Raw genomic sequence first — 17,179 nt, 5'->3', positions numbered from 1 at the left:
TCAACCCTCCTTCGCGGGCGTTGGAGCAGATTGACCGCTGTCTTTCAAAGCCTTGGTCACTTCCGGCGGCATGTACTTTTCATCGTGCTTGGCCAGCACTTCGTCGGCCACCACCACGCCTTCGGCGTTCAGTTTGCCCAGCGCCACGATGCCCTGCCCTTCGCGGAACAGGTCCGGGAGGATGCCGCGATAGCTGATGGTCACGGACTTGTTGAAGTCGGTGACGATGAATTTCACGTCCAGCGAATCGCCGGAACGTTGCAGCGAACCTTTCTCGACCATGCCGCCGGCGCGAATGCGCGTGTCTTGCGGGGCTTCGCCGTTGGCGATCTGGGTCGGGGTGTAAAACAGATTGATGTTCTGCTGCAGGGCGCTCAGGGCCAGGCCGACGGCTGCGCCGACACCCACCAGGATCGCGAGAATGATGATAAGACGCTTTTTGCGCAGCGGATTCACTTGCCGTTCTCCCGGCGCAGACGACGCGCCTCTTGTTGCAGATACCGCTTGCGGGCCAGGATCGGCGCCGCCACGTTGAGGACCAGCACCGCCAGGCAGATGCCATAGGCCGACCAGACATACAGGGCGTGATGGCCCATGGCGAGGAAGTCGCCGAATGAAGCAAAACTCATCGAACGGCCTCCAGACTGTTCTGCACTTCCGCTTTCACCCAGCTCGCCCGGGCTTCGCGCTTGAGCACTTCAAGGCGCATGCGCAGCAACAGCACCGCGCCGAAGAAACAGTAGAAGCCCAGCACCGTCAGCAGCAGTGGCAGCCACATCTCGGCAGGCATCGCCGGTTTTTCGGTGAGGGTGAAGGTCGCGCCCTGGTGCAGGGTGTTCCACCACTCCACCGAGTATTTGATGATCGGGATGTTGATCACGCCGACAATCGCCAGGACCGCGCAGGCCTTGGCCGCGCTGTCACGATTGCTGATCGCGTTGCCCAGCGCAATGAGACCGAAGTACAGGAACAGCAGAATAAGCATGGACGTAAGTCGCGCATCCCAGACCCACCACGAGCCCCAGGTCGGCTTGCCCCAGATCGCGCCGGTGACCAGCGCCACGGCGGTCATCCACGCACCGATGGGCGCCGCGCATTGTAGGGCGACGTCGGCCAGTTTCATTTTCCAGACCAGCCCGACGATGCCGCACACCGCCAGCATCACGTAGACGGACTGCGCCAGCATGGCCGCGGGAACGTGGATATAGATGATGCGGAAGCTGTTGCCTTGCTGGTAGTCAGGCGGCGCGAAAGCCAGGCCCCAAACGACACCGATGCCGATCAGCAATAACGCGGCGATGCTCAGCCACGGCAGCAGTTTGCCACTGATGCCGTAAAACCATTTGGGCGAGCCGAGCTTATGAAACCAGGTCCAGTTCATTACTGTTTCCATCACGGTTGCTCTTCGCTATGAAGAGCCAAGGGTCTTTACTGGTCAAAATTTAACCAGACCTCATTATTCGCCGACGCTGATCTTCAGGCCAGCAGCTATTGCAAACGGTGTCAGTGTTATCGCCAGGGCGGTCAGGCTACCAAGCCACAAGAGATAACCGGTCGCCGGCATGCCCTGCAAGGCTGCCTGCAAGGCGCCACTGCCGAGAATCAACACCGGGATGTACAGCGGCAGAATCAGTAGCGCCAGCAACAGGCCGCCACGCTTCAATCCCACCGTCAGGGCTGCGCCCACCGCACCGAGCAGGCTCAGCACCGGTGTACCCAGCAATAAAGAAAGCAGCAACACCGGCAGACAGGCGGTTGGCAAACCGAGCATCAACGCCAGCAGTGGAGCGAGCAAAACCAGTGCCAGGCCAGAGAAGGCCCAGTGTGCCAGTACCTTGGCCAAAACCAGAAGAGGCAGGGGGTGCGACGAAAGGACCCACTGTTCAAGCGATCCGTCTTCGAAATCACTGCGAAAGAGCCCGTCCAGCGAGAGCAGGACCGATAAAAGGGCCGCCACCCAGACCAGTCCCGGAGACAAGGTTTGCAACAATTGAGACTCGGGGCCGACCGCCAAAGGGAACAGCGAAACGACGATCGCGAAAAATACCAGCGGATTGGCCAATTCCGCAGGACGGCAGAACAACAGACGGGCCTCACGGGCGACCAACAGACCGAAAACACTCATACGGCCCATTTCCCCAGATCGATATCGCGATAGCTGGCCGGCATGCGGCTCAGCGTGTGGTGAGTGGTCAGCACCACCATGCCGCCGCGCTCGCAGTGGGCGGCCAGGTGTTCTTCGAGTTGCGCCACGCCTTGTTTGTCGAGCGCGGTGAACGGTTCGTCGAGGATCCACAGCGGCGGGCTGTCCAGATACAGCCGTGCCAACGCCACGCGGCGCTTCTGCCCGGCAGACAACGTGTGACAGGGAACATCCTCGAAACCACGCAGTCCGACATCGGCCAGCGCTTGCCAGATCGCCTCGTGGGAGGCCGGTTGATGCAGCGCACAGAGCCAGGTCAGATTCTCCTCCGGCGTCAGCAGATCCTTGATGCCGGCGGCATGGCCGATCCACAACAGGTTACGCGCCAGTTCCAGGCGCTGATCGTTCAGCGGCTGGCCATTGAGCAGCACTTCACCGGCGGTCGGTTGCATCAAGCCGGATAACAGACGCAGCAGGCTGGTCTTGCCACTGCCGTTGGGGCCGCTGATTTGCACCATTTCGCCACTGGCCAGTCTCAATTCGAGATTTTCGAAGAGCAGCCGAAGGTCTCGCTCACAAGCGAGGGCAACGGTTTGCAGGACAGGACTGGTCAAGAGATCACGGGCCTTTTGCGGTTCAAGTCGGCGGCGGAGCGGCCGCTAAAGAGATGCAGCATAGATGCATTGGCGGCTTGTTCTAGAGAGCTGCGTCAAACAAATGCAATGTTTTCGCCACTCCCCGAAAGACGGGCGGCATTATACATGCCATGCCCTACTCTAAAGAGTGCATTTTCCTCAGGTTGTGACCGCGTATGACAGGCGAAATGAACATCCTCCCGCTCCCACAGACCACCCCCGCGACTTCGCGGCCGCTGGTGGTGAGTGGCGATCTGCTCAAGCTGCTGACGCCGATGGAGGGCCTGATCACACCCGGCCAAACCGCCAAGGCCGAAGTGCTGTCGCTCAAGCAAGCGGATCAGACCTTTCAACTGTTGCTCAAAGTCACCCTTGAGAGCGGCCGCCAGACCACGGTCCAGGCCACCAGCACCCAGCCGCTGCCCCAAGGCACGAGCCTGGCGATCACCCAGCCGTCAGCCAGCAATCTGGCGATCACGGTGCAACAGGCCATCGCGTCCAGCGTCGCCACCCTCACCCGCATCGACACCGCGCAGCTGCCGGTCGGCACCTTGCTGCAAGGCAAAGTGCTGACCTCGCAGGTGCTGCCGCAGGTGCCGGGGCAACCGACGGTGTTTCGTTCGATGGTGAGCCTGCTCAACACCGCGTTGAGCGGCAGCACGCTGAGCATCGAGAGTCCGACGCCGCTGCGCATCGGCACGTTGTTGAGCGCCCTGGTGCAGGACACGCAAACCCTGAAATTCGTGCCGCTGAGCAATCGTCAGGAGCAGTTGGCGGTCACCCAGCAATTGGTCAGTCAGCAGAGCCGCCAAGGCTCGCTGGATGGCTTGATCAAAGTCCTGCAAAACCTGCCACCGTCAGATCAGACGTCCAGCGACCTGCGGGTTGCCGTGGAAAAACTGCTGGCCGGTTTGCCGGACGTTCAGCAACTGAGTACCCCGAAAGGTTTGGCTCAGGCGCTGGCCAATAGCGGTGTGTTCCTCGAAGCGAAACTGCTGACCGGGCAAAATCCGACACTGGCGCCGGACATGAAAGGCGATCTGCTCAAGCTGATCGCGCAATTGACGCCAGGATTGCCGGCCAACACCAATCTCAACGCGATCATTGCGGCCAATACGCTGGTCCAGACCATGCCGAGTTTTGTGCGAAGCGCATTGGGCATGCTCGGTCAGGTCAGCGCCAAACCGCTGCCGACCAGTTTCCCGCTGCCCGAGCGCCTGCTGCAAAGCCAGGACGGTGAAAACGATCTGGAGCATTTACTGCGTCTGGCTGCGGCGGCGGTTTCGCGCCTGCAAAGCCATCAATTGTCGAGTCTTGAGCAGACCGGCGTCACTGACGATGGTCGACTGCTCAGCACTTGGCAGCTTGAAATCCCCATGCGCAATTTGCAGGACATCGTGCCGTTGCAAGTCAAGTTCCAGCGCGAAGAAGCGCCGGAGAAAGAACAGCCGCACGAACGTCGGGACGAACGCGAGCCGAAGCAACAACTGTGGCGCGTGGACCTGGCGTTCGACATGGAACCGCTGGGCCCGTTGCAGATTCAGGCGCAGCTGATCAAGGGCAGCCTGTCCAGCCAGCTGTGGGCCGAACGGCCGTACACCGCCAGCCTGATCGAAAGCAATCTGGCCGCGCTGCGCCAGCGCTTGCTGGATTCCGGGCTGAACGTCGGTGATCTCGACTGCCACCTCGGCACCCCACCGCAAGGCCCGCAAACCCGCCTCGAACAACGCTGGGTCGACGAAACCGCATGAGAAACCCCAACACCCCACGCCAGGCCATCGCCCTCAAATACGACGGCACCCACGCCCCTACCCTCACGGCCAAAGGCGACGAAGCACTGGCCGAAGCCATTCTGAAGCTTGCCCGTGATTATGAAGTGCCGATCTATGAAAACGCCGAGCTGGTGAAGCTGCTGGCGCGGATGGAACTGGGGGAAAGTATTCCGGAAGAGTTGTACCGCACGATTGCCGAGATTATTGCGTTTGCGTGGAACCTGAAGGGCAAGTTTCCGGCGGGGCATGATCCGGATGCAGTGATGGTCGAGAAGGATGTTACCGAACGCGGGGATGATTACTAAAACTTCACGGATGCCATCGCGAGCAGGCTCACTCCCACAGGGTTCAGCGGTGTTCACACAATTTGTGTTCAACCCCATCCCCATGCAGGAGCGAGCCTGCTCGCGATGGCAATCTCAGCCGAGTCGCAATGATCAGCTCTTGTGCAGCTTGCGCATCAACTCCGCCTCAGCCTGGGTCAACCCGCAAGACTGAGTCAGTTCATCCACCGTAGCTCCCATCCCGACCAGGCGTGCCGCCTGTGCAAACGACAGGCTCGACGGATCACGCTGTTCAAGCTGCGCCAGTTTGTCCGGCAGGGGACCGACGACGGCGCGCAGTTCGTGCAGGTCTTCACCCATGCGCACGTTGCCGCTCTGATAGTCATCAACGCGCTTGGCCAGGTCCTTGATGCGCTGATCGCGCAGCGCATCACCCTGGGCCTGTTGCGCGGCAATTTGCCGTTGAGCGCGAATGTACGCCAGGAACATTGCCAGCGTACCTGCCCAGAAAAGGAACAGGACAATGACCGCTACCTCAAGAATCAATCAGATGTTCTCCAGGTCCGACCATTCTTCTTCGCTCATCATCTTGTCCAGTTCGACCAGGATCAGCAGTTCGTTGTTCTTGTTGCACACGCCTTGAATGAACTTGGCGGACTCTTCGTTACCGACGTTTGGCGCGGTTTCGATTTCTGACTGACGCAGGTAAACCACTTCGGCCACGCTGTCGACCATGATCCCGACCACTTGCTTGTCGGCTTCGATGATGACGATACGGGTGTTGTCGCTGATCTCGGCATTCATCAGGCCGAAGCGCTGACGGGTGTCGATCACGGTGACCACGTTACCGCGCAGGTTGATGATGCCCAGCACGTAGCTCGGAGCACCCGGAACCGGGGCGATTTCGGTGTAGCGCAGGACTTCCTGAACGCGCATCACGTTGATGCCGTAGGTTTCATTATCCAGTTTGAAGGTTACCCATTGCAGGATCGGATCTTCGGAACCTTTTGCATTCGTCGCTTGACTACTCATACCCTGACCCCTCGAAAAACCGCTTCTGGCGGCGTGTGTTCTGTGTGGCGGCATTCAACAATGCCGTCGCATGATTGTTATGTCGGCTGTTATGTCGATTTGTGTAGCGGCTTGCTGCCGCCCATGTGCTTTGCCCCGCCGCTGGCGATCAACTCGGCCAATGCGGAGACGTCCAGCAATGCACACATGTGCTCAATCACCGTGCCGGCGAGCCATGGCCGCTGACCTCGGTGACTTCTCCATTTGATTTCATTCGGGTCCAAGCGCAACGAGCGGCTGACCTGATGCACCGCCAGCCCCCACTCGTAGCCCTGAACCGAAATAACGTATTGCAGGCCCTGGCGGAAATCATCGCGGTAGCGGTCGGGCATGACCCAGCGCGCGGTATCCAGGACTTTCAGGTTGCCGGCCTGACTCGGCAGGATCCCGAGGAACCATTCCGGCTGACCGAACAGCGGCGTCAGCTCGTGCCCCGCCAGCGAGTAAATCGAGCCCAGACACACCAGCGGCACCGCCAGGGTCAACCCGGCGACATCGAACAGCAGGCATTCGAACGGCTCGGCGGCCCACGCCGGACGACCGTCGGTTTCCACCGGTGGCGGCGTGTTGCTCGGTGGCAGATGGACTTCGACCAACGGCGGCACGAGGGTTTGCAGCAACGGTGCGAGGGTCGAGACCGGGGCCAGGATCGGTGCCGGCGATTCTTCGATCACCACCGGGGCTTTTGCGACCGGCGCAAGCACTGGCGCTTCGACAGGCGCGGCAGCCACAACGGACTTCTGCGCATCACGCGCCTGCTCTTCAAGCACTGCTGCCTGGAACTCGTCCAGTGCCGCTTCAACCTCGACCGTTTCAACGACCTCAATGACTTCAGCCACCGCTTCGACTTCCAGCGGCAACTCTTCAGTTGCCTCCATCAGCAAGCTGTCCAGATAAGACTGGAGCGCCAGTTGCGGACGCGAGGTGATTTTCACCGGCCGATTCATCTCAGGCCACCTGCGGGACAAGTTGTGCCGCCAGCAAATGCTTGAGCAGTGCGCGGTACGCGAGCACCCCACGGCTCTTGCCGTCGAATTGCGAAGGCGTCAGCCCGGCCCGGCTCGCATCCCGCAGACGCGTGTCGATCGGGATGTAGCCCTGCCAGATTTCTTCCGGGTATTTGTCGCGCAGCACGCGAAGGGTCCCGAGGGATGCCTGGGTGCGGCGGTCGAACAGGGTCGGAATGATGGTGAACGGCAACGCCACTTTGCGTGAGCGGTTGATCATCGCCAAGGTGTTGACCATGCGCTCCAGTCCTTTGACGGCCAGGTGCTCGGTCTGCACCGGGATCACCAGTTGCTGGCTTGCCGCCAAGGCATTGACCATCAGCACGCCGAGCAACGGTGGGCTGTCGATGACCGCGTAATCGAAGTCCTGCCACAGTTGCGCCAGGCTCTTGGCGATCACCAGGCCCAGGCCACTCTGGCCCGGCGACTGACGTTCAAGCGTTGCCAGAGCGGTGCTCGACGGCAACAACGAAATGCGTTCGTCACTGGTCGGCAACAGCAATTGACCAGGCAAGCCCTGCGGCACGCTGCCCTTGTGCAGGAACAGGTCGTAGCTGCTGTGTTCCAGGCTGTCGGGGTCGTAGCCGAAGTAGCTGGTCATCGAGCCGTGCGGATCGAGATCGACCACGACCACGCGCTTGCCCGCCTCGGCCAGTAACCCGGCTAAAGCGATAGAGGAAGTGGTTTTACCAACACCACCCTTTTGATTGGCAACGGCCCAGACTCTCATTCGGATTGTTCCACTCGGTCGACAAGGTGGACCGAGAAATAGCTCAACGTGTTGATGCAGGTGACGGAGAATTGACGGCGCTCTCTCGTACCGGCGACTTGACCGGGGTCGGTGCAGTTTGTGTGCCAGCACGCTTCAACGCCGCATCCGGTTGCGCATGGGCGGTCCCGGTGCCGGTGAGGCTGCGGCGTACATCGAGATTTCGAGACACGACTAGTACGACGCGACGGTTGCGTGCCCGGCCCTCGGCAGTGGCGTTGTTGGCTACTGGCTGGAATTCGCCGTAACCCACTGATGCCAGGCGGCCAGGGTTCACACCCTGCATCGCCAGCATGCGCACGATGCTCGCCGACCTGGCCGAGGACAGTTCCCAGTTGGTCGGGTATTGCGCGGTGCGGATCGGTTGATCGTCGGTAAAGCCTTCGACGTGAATCGGGTTGTCGAACGGTTTCAGAATGCCGGCAACCTTGTCGATGATGCTGAACGCCATGTCGCTGGGCATGGCGTCGCCGCTGCCGAACAACAGGCTGGAGTTGAGTTCGATCTCGACCCACAACTCGTTGCCGCGCACGGTCATCTGGTTGGACTTGATCAAGTCGCCAAACGCCGCACTGATGTCATCGGCGATGCTTTTCAGCGGATCGCTGGCACCGGAAACACCGGCATCGACCTGCTCACTGTCCTTGACCAGCGGCTTGGCCGGGGTCACGGTCTGCGGCCGTTCTTCACCAATCGGAATCGGCTTGAGCGAGCGATCGGCATCCGTAAAGACCCCGATCAACGCCTGCGAGATGACCTTGTACTTGCCCTCGTTGATCGAAGAAATCGAATACATGACCACGAAGAATGCGAACAGCAACGTGATGAAGTCGGCATAGGAAACGAGCCAGCGTTCATGGTTTACATGTTCTTCAGGTTGCCGACGACGAGCCATGATCCATATCCCCCATCAATCCATGAAGCCCTGAAGCTTCAACTCAATAGAGCGAGGGTTTTCACCTTCGGCGATCGACAGGATCCCTTCCAGCAACATTTCGCGATAACGCGACTGGCGCAAGGCAACGGACTTGAGCTTGGCGGCAACCGGCAGCAACACCAGGTTGGCACTGGCCACGCCGTAGATGGTGGCGACGAAGGCGACGGCGATGCCGCTGCCCAGTTGCGACGGATCGGCCAGGTTGCCCATGACATGGATCAGGCCCATTACCGCACCGATGATGCCGATGGTCGGCGCGTAACCGCCCATGCTTTCAAAAACTTTGGCCGCTTCGATGTCGCGGGATTCCTGGGTGTAGAAATCCACTTCCAGAATGCTGCGAATCGCTTCCGGCTCAGCGCCGTCCACCAGCAGTTGCAGACCTTTGCGCGAATAACTGTCAGGTTCGGCATCGGCCACCCCTTCCAGACCGAGCAGCCCTTCCTTGCGCGCGGTCAGGCTCCAGTTGACGACGCGGTCGATACCGCCGGCCAGGTCAACGCGCGGCGGAAACAGAATCCAGCCAACGATTTGCATGGCACGCTTGAAAGCGCTCATCGGCGATTGCAGCAACGCCGCGCCGACGGTCCCACCGATTACGATCAGTGCCGCCGGGCCGTTGGCCAATGCGCCGAGGTGACCGCCTTCAAGGTAATTGCCGCCAATGATGGCGACAAACGCCATGATGATCCCGATAAGGCTTAAAACATCCATCAGATACAGGCCTCGACCAAGTGTCTGCCAATATCGTCCAGGCCGTAGATCGCGTCGGCGAGGTCTGCTTTGACGATCGCCATCGGCATGCCGTAGATCACGCAGCTGGCTTCATCCTGTGCCCAAATCGCACTGCCGCCCTGCTTGAGCAGGCGCGCGCCTTCACGACCGTCGGCGCCCATGCCGGTCAGTACGACCGCCAGAACTTTGTCGCCGTAGGACTTGGCGGCGGAACCGAAGGTAATGTCCACGCACGGTTTGTAGTTCAGACGCTCGTCGCCCGGCAGGATTTTCACCGCGCCACGGCCATCGATCATCATTTGCTTGCCACCCGGCGCCAGCAGCGCCAGGCCCGGACGCAGGATGTCGCCATCCTCGGCTTCCTTGACGCTGATGCGGCAAAGCTTGTCCAGCCGTTCGGCGAAAGCCTTGGTGAAGGCGGCCGGCATGTGCTGGATCAGCACGATCGGGGCCGGGAAGTTGGCCGGCAACTGGGTCAACACCCGCTGCAAGGCAACCGGGCCGCCCGTGGACGTGCCGATGGCCACCAGTTTGTAGGCTTTGCGTTTTGGCGCGGGCGACGACGGGCCCGACGATGCCGGGGCGTAGCTACGCGCCGGAATCGGTGCCGCTGCCGGACGCGCAGGCGTGCTGCTGCCGTAACTGCTGACGCTCGAAGGCGCAGGCGTCGGGGCTGGCGCGGCGACAGGAGCCGGTGCGCTGTAGGTGTTGGCACGACGGTTACTGCGCGAGATGCTGAGAATCTTCTCGCACAGCAGTTGCTTGACCTTCTCCGGGTTACGGGAGATGTCTTCGAAATTCTTCGGCAGGAAATCCACCGCGCCAGCGTCCAGCGCGTCGAGGGTTACCCGAGCGCCTTCGTGCGTCAGCGAGGAGAACATCAATACCGGGGTCGGGCAGCGCTGCATGATGTGCCGCACCGCCGTGATGCCATCCATCATCGGCATCTCGTAGTCCATGGTGATCACGTCTGGCTTGAGGGCCAGCGCCTGATCGATCGCCTCTTTTCCGTTGGTCGCCGTACCGACGACCTGGATATTCGGATCCGCTGAAAGAATTTCCGAGACGCGGCGGCGGAAAAACCCCGAATCGTCCACCACCAGGACTTTGACTACCATAAACACTCCGTTAGGACGGAGCGAGGCTCAGTCGCCCCGCTCCACCAGAATCAAATACGCCGTGCGGCGTAACGCTTGAGCATGCTCGGTACATCGAGAATCAGCGCAATGCGACCGTCACCGGTGATGGTGGCGCCCGACATGCCCGGGGTTCCCTGGAGCATTTTGCCCAATGGCTTGATGACCACTTCTTCCTGGCCCACCAGTTGGTCGACGACGAAGCCGATCCGCTGAGTGCCCACCGAAAGGATCACCACGTGGCCCTCGCGCTGCTCTTCGTGAGCGGCGGAGCTGACCAGCCAGCGCTTGAGGTAGAACAATGGCAGTGCCTTGTCCCGCACGATCACCACTTCCTGGCCGTCCACCACGTTGGTGCGCGACAGGTCGAGGTGGAAGATCTCGTTGACGTTCACCAGCGGGAACGCGAACGCCTGGTTGCCGAGCATGACCATCAGCGTCGGCATGATCGCCAGGGTCAACGGGACCTTGATGACGATCTTCGAGCCCTTGCCCTTGGTCGAATAGATATTGATGGTGCCGTTGAGCTGGGCGATTTTGGTTTTCACCACGTCCATGCCCACGCCGCGTCCGGAGACATCGGAAATTTCGGTCTTGGTCGAGAAACCCGGCGCGAAGATCAGGTTGAAGCAATCGGACTCGCTGAGGCGATCGGCTGCATCCTTGTCCATCAAGCCTTTCTTCACGGCGATGCCGCGCAGAACGTCAGCGTCCATGCCTTTGCCGTCATCGGAGATGGACAGCAGGATGTGGTCGCCTTCCTGCTCAGCGGACAGGATCACCTTGCCGCTGCGAGGCTTGCCCATCGCTTCACGCTCGGCCGGCTCTTCAATACCGTGGTCGACCGAGTTGCGCACCAAGTGGACCAGCGGGTCGGCCAGGGCCTCGACGAGGTTCTTGTCGAGGTCGGTTTCTTCGCCGACCAGCTCCAGGTTGATCTCTTTCTTGAGCTGGCGAGCCAGGTCGCGAACCAGACGCGGGAAGCGCCCGAAGACTTTCTTGATCGGTTGCATCCGGGTCTTCATGACCGCGGTCTGCAGGTCGGCCGTGACCACGTCTAGGTTCGACACGGCCTTGGACATGGCTTCGTCGCCGCTGTTGAGGCCCAGACGGACCAGGCGGTTACGCACCAGAACCAGTTCGCCGACCATGTTCATGATTTCGTCGAGACGCGCGGTATCAACCCGCACGGTGGTCTCGGCTTCACTGGCCGGTTTTTCCGGTGGTGGCGCGGACGGTGCACGGGCTGGAGCCGGTGCAGCGGCAGCCGCTGGCTTCGGCGCTTCGGCTTTCGGCTCGGGCGCCTTGGCAACCGGTTTCGGCGCCGCAGCCTTGGCGGCTGGAGCAGCGACTGCTGCACCTGTGCCGACTTCGGTGAACTTGCCTTTGCCGTGCAATTCGTCGAGCAGCGACTCGAACTCGTGATCGGAGATCAGATCGCCACCAGCCGCTTTAGCGGTTGGCGCAGCCGGTGCAGGTACGGCGGCAATGGCCGATTCCAGCGCATCCACCGCAAAGTTGCCCTTGCCGTGCAGTTGATCGAGCAATGCTTCGAATTCGTCGTCGGTGATGTCAGAGCTGTCGCCTGCCGCTTTCGGGGCAGCCGGTGCAGCGGGCGCTGCCACTGCGTCGACAGCGAACTGGCCTTTGCCGTGCAGTTGATCGAGCAACGACTCGAACTCGGCATCGGTGATTTCGTCGCTGGCCGCAGAATCCGCAGCAGCCACTGGAGCAGCTGCCGGTGCTTCGGCTTGAGCCTTGACGGCGTTCAGCGAGTCCAGCAGTTGTTCGAATTCGTTATCGGTGATGTCGCCCGACTCTTCAGCGGCCGGTGCTTCGACCACTTCAGCCACCGGTGCAGCTTCATCAGCCGTTTGCGGCTCGGCCAGACGGGCCAGTGCCGCGAGCAATTCAGGCGTGGCAGCCGTGATCGGGCTGCGTTCGCGCACTTCGGTGAACATGCTGTTCACCGCGTCCAGCGCTTCGAGAACCACGTCCATCAGTTCCGAGTCGACGCGACGTTCACCCTTGCGCAGGATGTCGAACACGTTCTCGGCGATGTGACAGCACTCCACCAGCTCGTTGAGCTGGAGGAAGCCGGCGCCCCCTTTTACAGTGTGAAAACCGCGAAAAATTGCATTGAGCAAATCCGCATCATCCGGTCGGCTTTCCAGCTCGACCAGCTGTTCGGACAGTTGCTCTAGAATCTCGCCGGCCTCAACCAGGAAATCCTGAAGGATCTCTTCATCGGCGCCGAAGCTCATTAAGGGGGTGCTCCTGAGGTCTAAAAACCTAAAAAACCTAAAATGCTAAAACTCTAAAATCCTAGGCTGGATAACAAATCGTCCACATCGTCCTGACCGGACACAACGTCTTCTCTTTTATCGGCATGAATCTGCGGACCTTCACCCTGAGAGAGATGTTTTTGCGGATCTTTTTCAGCGAGCATCGCATCACGGTCATGTTCGATACCCGCAAAGCGGTCTACCTGGCTGGCCATGAGCACGAGCTTGAGCAAGTTGCTTTCAACTTCGGTGACCAATTGGGTTACGCGTTTGATCACTTGACCGGTGAGGTCCTGGTAATCCTGGGCCAGCAGAATGTCATTGAGGTTGCTCGACACCGTGCGATTGTCTTCGCTGCTGCGTGTCAGGAAACCGTCGACCCGCCGAGCCAGTTCGCGGAACTCTTCGGCTCCGACTTCGCGACGCATGAACCGACCCCAATCCGTGCTCAACGCCTGGGCTTCTTCGCTCAGGCTGTTGACCAGCGGCGTGGCGTTCTCCACCAGGTCCATGGTGCGGTTGGCGGCAGCCTCGGTCAGCTTGACCACATACCCCAGGCGCTCGGTGGCGTCCGTGATCTGCGACACTTCCTCGGCTTGCGGCATGTTCGGGTCAATCTGGAAATTGACGATCGCGCTATGCAGCTCGCGAGTGAGCTTGCCCACTTCCTGATACAGGCCGCGGTCACGGGTCTGATTGAGCTCATGGATCAGTTGCACGGCGTCGCCGAACCTGCCTTTTTCAAGGCTTTCGACCAGTTCGACCGCGTGTTTTTTCAGGGTCGATTCAAAATCGCCCAATGAAGATTCTTTATGCTCCATAGCTCCCCCGTGGCGCAGTGGATCAACCGATGCGTTCGAAAATCTTCTCGATTTTTTCTTTCAACGCCTGGGCCGTGAAGGGTTTGACCACATAGCCGTTAACACCGGCCTGGGCCGCTTCGATGATCTGCTCGCGCTTGGCTTCTGCAGTCACCATCAGCACTGGCAGGTGCTTGAGCTTTTCATCGGCGCGTACGTGACGCAGCAGATCGATACCGGTCATGCCAGGCATGTTCCAGTCCGTTACCAGAAAGTCGATGCTCCCGCTGTTGAGAACCGGAATGGCGGTAGTGCCATCGTCAGCCTCGACCGTGTTGGTGAACCCAAGGTCACGCAACAGGTTTTTTATGATCCGCCGCATCGTTGAGAAGTCATCAACGATGAGGATTTTCATGTTCTTGTCCAATTCGACCTCCAAGCAGTCTTAAACGCGCCCAGCACCTGGACGCGCCATTTCAATCAATCCGGCAATGCATTCGATGACTGTCTGGAGCACAACAGATCGCGACCGGTGCAGTTCAACACCCCACCGGCCTCGTTCGCAGTGTCCCCACACTGCCTTCAGCGCGCTCGCCACTCCCCCAAACGCCCCCGCAAACGGGCCGCGCACTGGCTATGTAACTGGCTGACCCGCGATTCGCTGACCCCCAGGACCTCACCGATTTCCTTGAGGTTCAGCTCTTCGTCGTAGTACAGCGCCAACACCAGTCGCTCACGCTCCGGCAAATTGGCAATCGCGTCCGCCAGCGCTGCCTGGAAGCGTTCATCTTCCAGATCGCGTGACGGCTCCAGATGTGCACTCGCGCCATCCTCGTGCAGCCCTTCGTGTTCGCCGTCCTGCAACAGATCGTCGAAACTGAATAACCGGCTGCCCAGGGTGTCGTTCAAAATCCCGTAATAATCATCGAGACTCAATTGGAGTTCGGCCGCAACCTCATGATCTTTAGCGTCACGACCGGTTTTAGCTTCAATCGAGCGAATTGCGTCGCTGACCATCCGGGTATTGCGGTGGACCGAACGTGGCGCCCAGTCCCCCTTGCGTACTTCATCGAGCATCGCGCCACGGATTCGAATGCCCGCGTACGTCTCGAAACTCGCGCCTTTGCTGGCGTCATATTTGGTCGATACTTCAAGCAGGCCAATCATCCCGGCCTGGATCAGGTCTTCAACCTGAACACTGGCCGGCAGACGGGCCAGCAAGTGGTAAGCAATGCGTTTGACCAGTGGCGCGTAACGCTCGATCAGCTCGTACTGCGCATCACGTGCCGACTTCTTGTAGAGGTTGTAGCCACTGGCTGTCATAGGACGGGTCCTGCGGTCTGTTGCACGAGGCGCTCGACGAAAAACTCCAGGTGCCCACGCGGGTTGGCAGGTAACGGCCAGGTGTCGACCTTCTGCGCGATTGCCTTGAACGCCAGGGCGCACTTGGAACGCGGGAAGGCTTCGTAGACGGCGCGCTGCTTCTGCACAGCCTTGCGCACGCTTTCGTCGTAAGGCACCGCGCCAACGTATTGTAGGGCGACGTCGAGGAAGCGGTCCGTGACCTTGGTCAACTTGGCGAACAGGTTGCGACCTTCCTGCGGGCTCTGGGCCATGTTGGCCAGGACGCGGAAGCGGTTCATGCCGTAGTCGCGGTTCAGCAGTTTGATCAACGCGTAGGCATCCGTGATCGAAGTCGGCTCGTCGCAGACCACCAGCAAAACTTCTTGCGCGGCGCGAACGAAACTGACTACCGAGTCACCAATGCCCGCAGCGGTGTCGATCACCAAGACGTCGAGGTTGTCGCCGATATCGCTGAAGGCCTGGATCAGGCCGGCGTGTTGGGCCGGGCTCAAATGAACCATGCTCTGCGTGCCGGACGCGGCCGGGACGATGCGGATACCGCCGGGGCCTTGCAACAGCACGTCGCGCAGCTCACAGCGGCCTTCGATCACGTCGGCCAGGGTACGTTTGGGTGTCAGCCCCAGCAGGACGTCGACGTTCGCCAGCCCCAGATCGGCGTCCAGCAGCATGACGCGCCGGCCGAGCTCAGCTAGAGCCAGGGACAAGTTCACTGACACGTTAGTCTTCCCGACGCCACCTTTGCCGCCGGTCACCGCGATCACCTGTACGGGATGCATGCTGCCCATGTTATTTCTTTACCTTGTCTTGCATAGACGGAGGCCACATTACTGGCTGCGCGTTCATCAACTGAACAATGCATGGCAGACCATCGATGTAGGTACAAAAACTGTTCATTAGTACCTCAGCCAACCTGCTTGGTCGGGCTGTGGTAAATATCAGCGAACATGTCAGCCATGGCTTCTTCGCTGGGTTCTTCCTGCATTTGCACGCTTACGGCGCGACTGACCAACTGATGACGACGCGGCAGATGCAAATCATCCGGAATACGCGGGCCATCGGTCAGGTAAGCCACCGGCAATTCATGACTGATCGCCAGGCTCAACACCTCGCCCAGACTTGCCGTTTCATCCAGTTTAGTCAGGATGCAGCCAGCTAGCCCGCAGCGCTTGTAACTGTGATAAGCGGCCGTTAGAACCTGTTTCTGGCTGGTGGTTGCGAGAACCAGATAATTTTTTGACTTGATGCCACGTCCAGCCAGGCTTTCGAGCTGCATGCGCAGGGCCGGATCACTGGCCTGAAGGCCCGCGGTATCGATCAGCACCACGCGTTTGCGCAACAAGGGATCCAGCGCCTGCACCAGCGATTGGCCCGGATCGACGTGAGTGACCGACACGTTGAGAATCCGGCCCAGGGTCTTCAATTGTTCCTGCGCACCGATACGGTAGCTGTCCATGCTCACCAGCGCGATGTTTTGCGCGCCGTATTTGAGCACGTAGCGGGCCGCGAGCTTGGCCAGGGTGGTGGTCTTGCCCATGCCGGCCGGGCCGACCATGGCAATCACGCCGCCCTCTTCCAGTGGCTCGACTTCCGGCGTGGCAATCATCCGCGCCAGGTGCGCCAGCAACATGCGCCAGGCCTGACGGGGCTCGTCAATGTCGGCAATCATCGCCAGCAAGTCGCGAGACAACGGGCCGGACAGGCCGATGCGTTGCAGGCGACGCCAGAGATTGGCCTGGGCCGGACGGCTGCCTTGCAGCTGATTCCAGGCCAGGGAGCCGAGTTGCACTTCCATCAGCTCGCGCAGGCTGTTGAGCTCGAAACGCATCGAATCGAAAGCCCGTGGGTCCACGCCGCCAGCAGCGGGTGCCGGGGCTGGAGCGGAACGACGAGGTTCGGCGTAGGTCGGTTCGATCAGCGGCTCGGCGGCGGTCAATGGCAGGCCGGCGAACAACTGGCGATTGGTGGTCTTGTCGCCTTCGGTCTCGCCTTCGCCACGCAGGCTCAATTCGGCCTGGGCGGTGACGATCCGCGACTGGGTCTTGCGCAACTCATCCTCGAGTTCCATGTTCGGAACACGCGGGGCCAGCGCCGACAATTTGTAATCCAGGGCAGCCGTCAGCTCGACACCACCGGCGATCCGGCGATTGCCAATAATGGCGGCATCAGCGCCCAGCTCATCACGAACCAGTTTCATGGCCTGACGCATATCGGCGGCGAAAAAACGCTTAACTTGCATAAAC

At 60.3% G+C, this 17,179-nt stretch carries 20 protein-coding genes; 2 read left to right on the top strand and 18 right to left on the bottom strand.

Translation table 11 applies throughout. The annotated features are described in order from the left end of the window. The 5 genes from ccmE to ccmA all read right to left on the bottom strand — a co-directional run bounded on the left by ccmE (window position 1) and on the right by ccmA (window position 2,757). On the bottom strand, window positions 1-456 hold the full coding sequence (gene ccmE / locus ACA053_RS08025) for a cytochrome c maturation protein CcmE (protein ID WP_497316477.1): 456 nt from the start codon (window positions 454-456) through the stop codon (window positions 1-3). Further along, window positions 453-629 (bottom strand): heme exporter protein CcmD, encoded by a 177-nt coding sequence (ccmD, locus tag ACA053_RS08020; RefSeq protein ID WP_027922383.1) that lies wholly within the window; start codon window positions 627-629, stop codon window positions 453-455. The genes ccmE and ccmD overlap by 4 nt, the downstream gene beginning before the upstream one ends. After that, a complete protein-coding gene (locus ACA053_RS08015; RefSeq protein WP_109628608.1) occupies window positions 626-1,381 on the bottom strand; it encodes a heme ABC transporter permease in 756 nt (251 codons plus the stop codon). Before ACA053_RS08015 ends, ccmD begins: the two co-directional genes overlap by 4 nt. A 75-nt stretch (window positions 1,382-1,456) precedes the next feature. Next, window positions 1,457-2,125 (bottom strand): heme exporter protein CcmB, encoded by a 669-nt coding sequence (gene ccmB, locus ACA053_RS08010; protein ID WP_497394927.1) that lies wholly within the window; start codon window positions 2,123-2,125, stop codon window positions 1,457-1,459. Further along, window positions 2,122-2,757, bottom strand: coding sequence for a cytochrome c biogenesis heme-transporting ATPase CcmA (gene ccmA, locus ACA053_RS08005; RefSeq protein WP_497316475.1), 636 nt, complete (start codon window positions 2,755-2,757; stop codon window positions 2,122-2,124). Before ccmA ends, ccmB begins: the two co-directional genes overlap by 4 nt. A gap of 197 nt (window positions 2,758-2,954) precedes the next feature. Between ccmA and fliK the strand changes: the two genes are divergently transcribed. Further along, on the top strand, window positions 2,955-4,529 hold the full coding sequence (gene fliK, locus ACA053_RS08000) for a flagellar hook-length control protein FliK (protein WP_497394925.1): 1,575 nt from the start codon (window positions 2,955-2,957) through the stop codon (window positions 4,527-4,529). Then, on the top strand, window positions 4,526-4,855 hold the full coding sequence (locus tag ACA053_RS07995) for an EscU/YscU/HrcU family type III secretion system export apparatus switch protein (RefSeq protein ID WP_497394923.1): 330 nt from the start codon (window positions 4,526-4,528) through the stop codon (window positions 4,853-4,855). The genes fliK and ACA053_RS07995 overlap by 4 nt, the downstream gene beginning before the upstream one ends. A gap of 132 nt (window positions 4,856-4,987) precedes the next feature. Here the strand turns inward: ACA053_RS07995 and ACA053_RS07990 are convergent, their stop codons facing one another. From ACA053_RS07990 to flhF, 13 genes are all read right to left on the bottom strand, one after another. Next, window positions 4,988-5,380 carry a DUF2802 domain-containing protein gene (locus ACA053_RS07990; RefSeq protein ID WP_461957815.1) on the bottom strand — a complete coding sequence of 131 codons (393 nt, stop codon included), beginning with the start codon at window positions 5,378-5,380 and terminating at the stop codon, window positions 4,988-4,990. Further along, window positions 5,381-5,866 carry a chemotaxis protein CheW gene (locus tag ACA053_RS07985; RefSeq protein WP_010456928.1) on the bottom strand — a complete coding sequence of 162 codons (486 nt, stop codon included), beginning with the start codon at window positions 5,864-5,866 and terminating at the stop codon, window positions 5,381-5,383. 89 nt (window positions 5,867-5,955) lie between these two features. After that, window positions 5,956-6,852 carry a CheW domain-containing protein gene (locus ACA053_RS07980; RefSeq protein WP_497394921.1) on the bottom strand — a complete coding sequence of 299 codons (897 nt, stop codon included), beginning with the start codon at window positions 6,850-6,852 and terminating at the stop codon, window positions 5,956-5,958. A 1-nt stretch (window position 6,853) separates the two neighbouring features. Continuing rightward, window positions 6,854-7,642, bottom strand: a complete 789-nt coding sequence (locus tag ACA053_RS07975) for a ParA family protein (RefSeq protein ID WP_109628602.1) — start codon at window positions 7,640-7,642, stop codon at window positions 6,854-6,856. 43 nt (window positions 7,643-7,685) lie between these two features. Then, entirely contained in the window at window positions 7,686-8,579 is an 894-nt protein-coding gene (gene motD / locus ACA053_RS07970) for a flagellar motor protein MotD (protein ID WP_497318199.1), read from the bottom strand. A gap of 12 nt (window positions 8,580-8,591) precedes the next feature. Next, a complete protein-coding gene (locus ACA053_RS07965; RefSeq protein ID WP_109628600.1) occupies window positions 8,592-9,332 on the bottom strand; it encodes a flagellar motor protein in 741 nt (246 codons plus the stop codon). Next, on the bottom strand, window positions 9,332-10,471 hold the full coding sequence (locus ACA053_RS07960) for a protein-glutamate methylesterase/protein-glutamine glutaminase (protein WP_497316459.1): 1,140 nt from the start codon (window positions 10,469-10,471) through the stop codon (window positions 9,332-9,334). Before ACA053_RS07960 ends, ACA053_RS07965 begins: the two co-directional genes overlap by 1 nt. 50 nt (window positions 10,472-10,521) lie before the next feature. Next, complete coding sequence (locus ACA053_RS07955) at window positions 10,522-12,753, bottom strand: chemotaxis protein CheA (protein ID WP_497316457.1); 2,232 nt, start codon at window positions 12,751-12,753, stop codon at window positions 10,522-10,524. A 53-nt stretch (window positions 12,754-12,806) separates the two neighbouring features. Then, a complete protein-coding gene (locus ACA053_RS07950; RefSeq protein ID WP_403099478.1) occupies window positions 12,807-13,595 on the bottom strand; it encodes a protein phosphatase CheZ in 789 nt (262 codons plus the stop codon). Between the two features lie 22 nt (window positions 13,596-13,617). Next, window positions 13,618-13,989, bottom strand: a complete 372-nt coding sequence (locus ACA053_RS07945; RefSeq protein ID WP_003183998.1) for a chemotaxis response regulator CheY — start codon at window positions 13,987-13,989, stop codon at window positions 13,618-13,620. Window positions 13,990-14,156: 167 nt separating this feature from the next. Beyond that, complete coding sequence (fliA, locus tag ACA053_RS07940) at window positions 14,157-14,897, bottom strand: RNA polymerase sigma factor FliA (RefSeq protein ID WP_007894214.1); 741 nt, start codon at window positions 14,895-14,897, stop codon at window positions 14,157-14,159. Further along, window positions 14,894-15,724 carry a flagellar synthesis regulator FleN gene (gene fleN / locus ACA053_RS07935; RefSeq protein WP_003222917.1) on the bottom strand — a complete coding sequence of 277 codons (831 nt, stop codon included), beginning with the start codon at window positions 15,722-15,724 and terminating at the stop codon, window positions 14,894-14,896. The genes fliA and fleN overlap by 4 nt, the downstream gene beginning before the upstream one ends. A 116-nt stretch (window positions 15,725-15,840) precedes the next feature. Continuing rightward, on the bottom strand, window positions 15,841-17,175 hold the full coding sequence (gene flhF, locus ACA053_RS07930) for a flagellar biosynthesis GTPase FlhF (protein ID WP_497309217.1): 1,335 nt from the start codon (window positions 17,173-17,175) through the stop codon (window positions 15,841-15,843). Window positions 17,176-17,179: the final 4 nt, after the last annotated feature.

This window comes from Pseudomonas sp. LBUM1672 (assembly GCF_059695655.1).
The sequence above is the reverse complement of the archived record's forward strand: the minus strand, read 5'-3'. Positions and strand labels throughout refer to the sequence as shown.

Coding starts and splice junctions, on each gene's coding strand:
- ACA053_RS07955 (WP_497316457.1), bottom strand. CDS start 12,753: ATGAGCTTCGGCGCCGATGAAGAGATCCTTCAGGATTTCCTGGTTGAG.
- ACA053_RS07950 (WP_403099478.1), bottom strand. CDS start 13,595: ATGGAGCATAAAGAATCTTCATTGGGCGATTTTGAATCGACCCTGAAA.
- ACA053_RS07985 (WP_010456928.1), bottom strand. CDS start 5,866: ATGAGTAGTCAAGCGACGAATGCAAAAGGTTCCGAAGATCCGATCCTG.
- ACA053_RS07975 (WP_109628602.1), bottom strand. CDS start 7,642: ATGAGAGTCTGGGCCGTTGCCAATCAAAAGGGTGGTGTTGGTAAAACC.
- fliA (WP_007894214.1), bottom strand. CDS start 14,897: ATGACAGCCAGTGGCTACAACCTCTACAAGAAGTCGGCACGTGATGCG.
- fliK (WP_497394925.1), top strand. CDS start 2,955: ATGACAGGCGAAATGAACATCCTCCCGCTCCCACAGACCACCCCCGCG.
- ACA053_RS08015 (WP_109628608.1), bottom strand. CDS start 1,381: ATGAACTGGACCTGGTTTCATAAGCTCGGCTCGCCCAAATGGTTTTAC.
- ACA053_RS07980 (WP_497394921.1), bottom strand. CDS start 6,852: ATGAATCGGCCGGTGAAAATCACCTCGCGTCCGCAACTGGCGCTCCAG.
- fleN (WP_003222917.1), bottom strand. CDS start 15,724: ATGGGCAGCATGCATCCCGTACAGGTGATCGCGGTGACCGGCGGCAAA.
- ACA053_RS07945 (WP_003183998.1), bottom strand. CDS start 13,989: ATGAAAATCCTCATCGTTGATGACTTCTCAACGATGCGGCGGATCATA.
- ACA053_RS07965 (WP_109628600.1), bottom strand. CDS start 9,332: ATGGATGTTTTAAGCCTTATCGGGATCATCATGGCGTTTGTCGCCATC.
- ACA053_RS07960 (WP_497316459.1), bottom strand. CDS start 10,471: ATGGTAGTCAAAGTCCTGGTGGTGGACGATTCGGGGTTTTTCCGCCGC.
- ccmB (WP_497394927.1), bottom strand. CDS start 2,125: ATGAGTGTTTTCGGTCTGTTGGTCGCCCGTGAGGCCCGTCTGTTGTTC.
- flhF (WP_497309217.1), bottom strand. CDS start 17,175: ATGCAAGTTAAGCGTTTTTTCGCCGCCGATATGCGTCAGGCCATGAAA.
- ACA053_RS07995 (WP_497394923.1), top strand. CDS start 4,526: ATGAGAAACCCCAACACCCCACGCCAGGCCATCGCCCTCAAATACGAC.
- ccmD (WP_027922383.1), bottom strand. CDS start 629: ATGAGTTTTGCTTCATTCGGCGACTTCCTCGCCATGGGCCATCACGCC.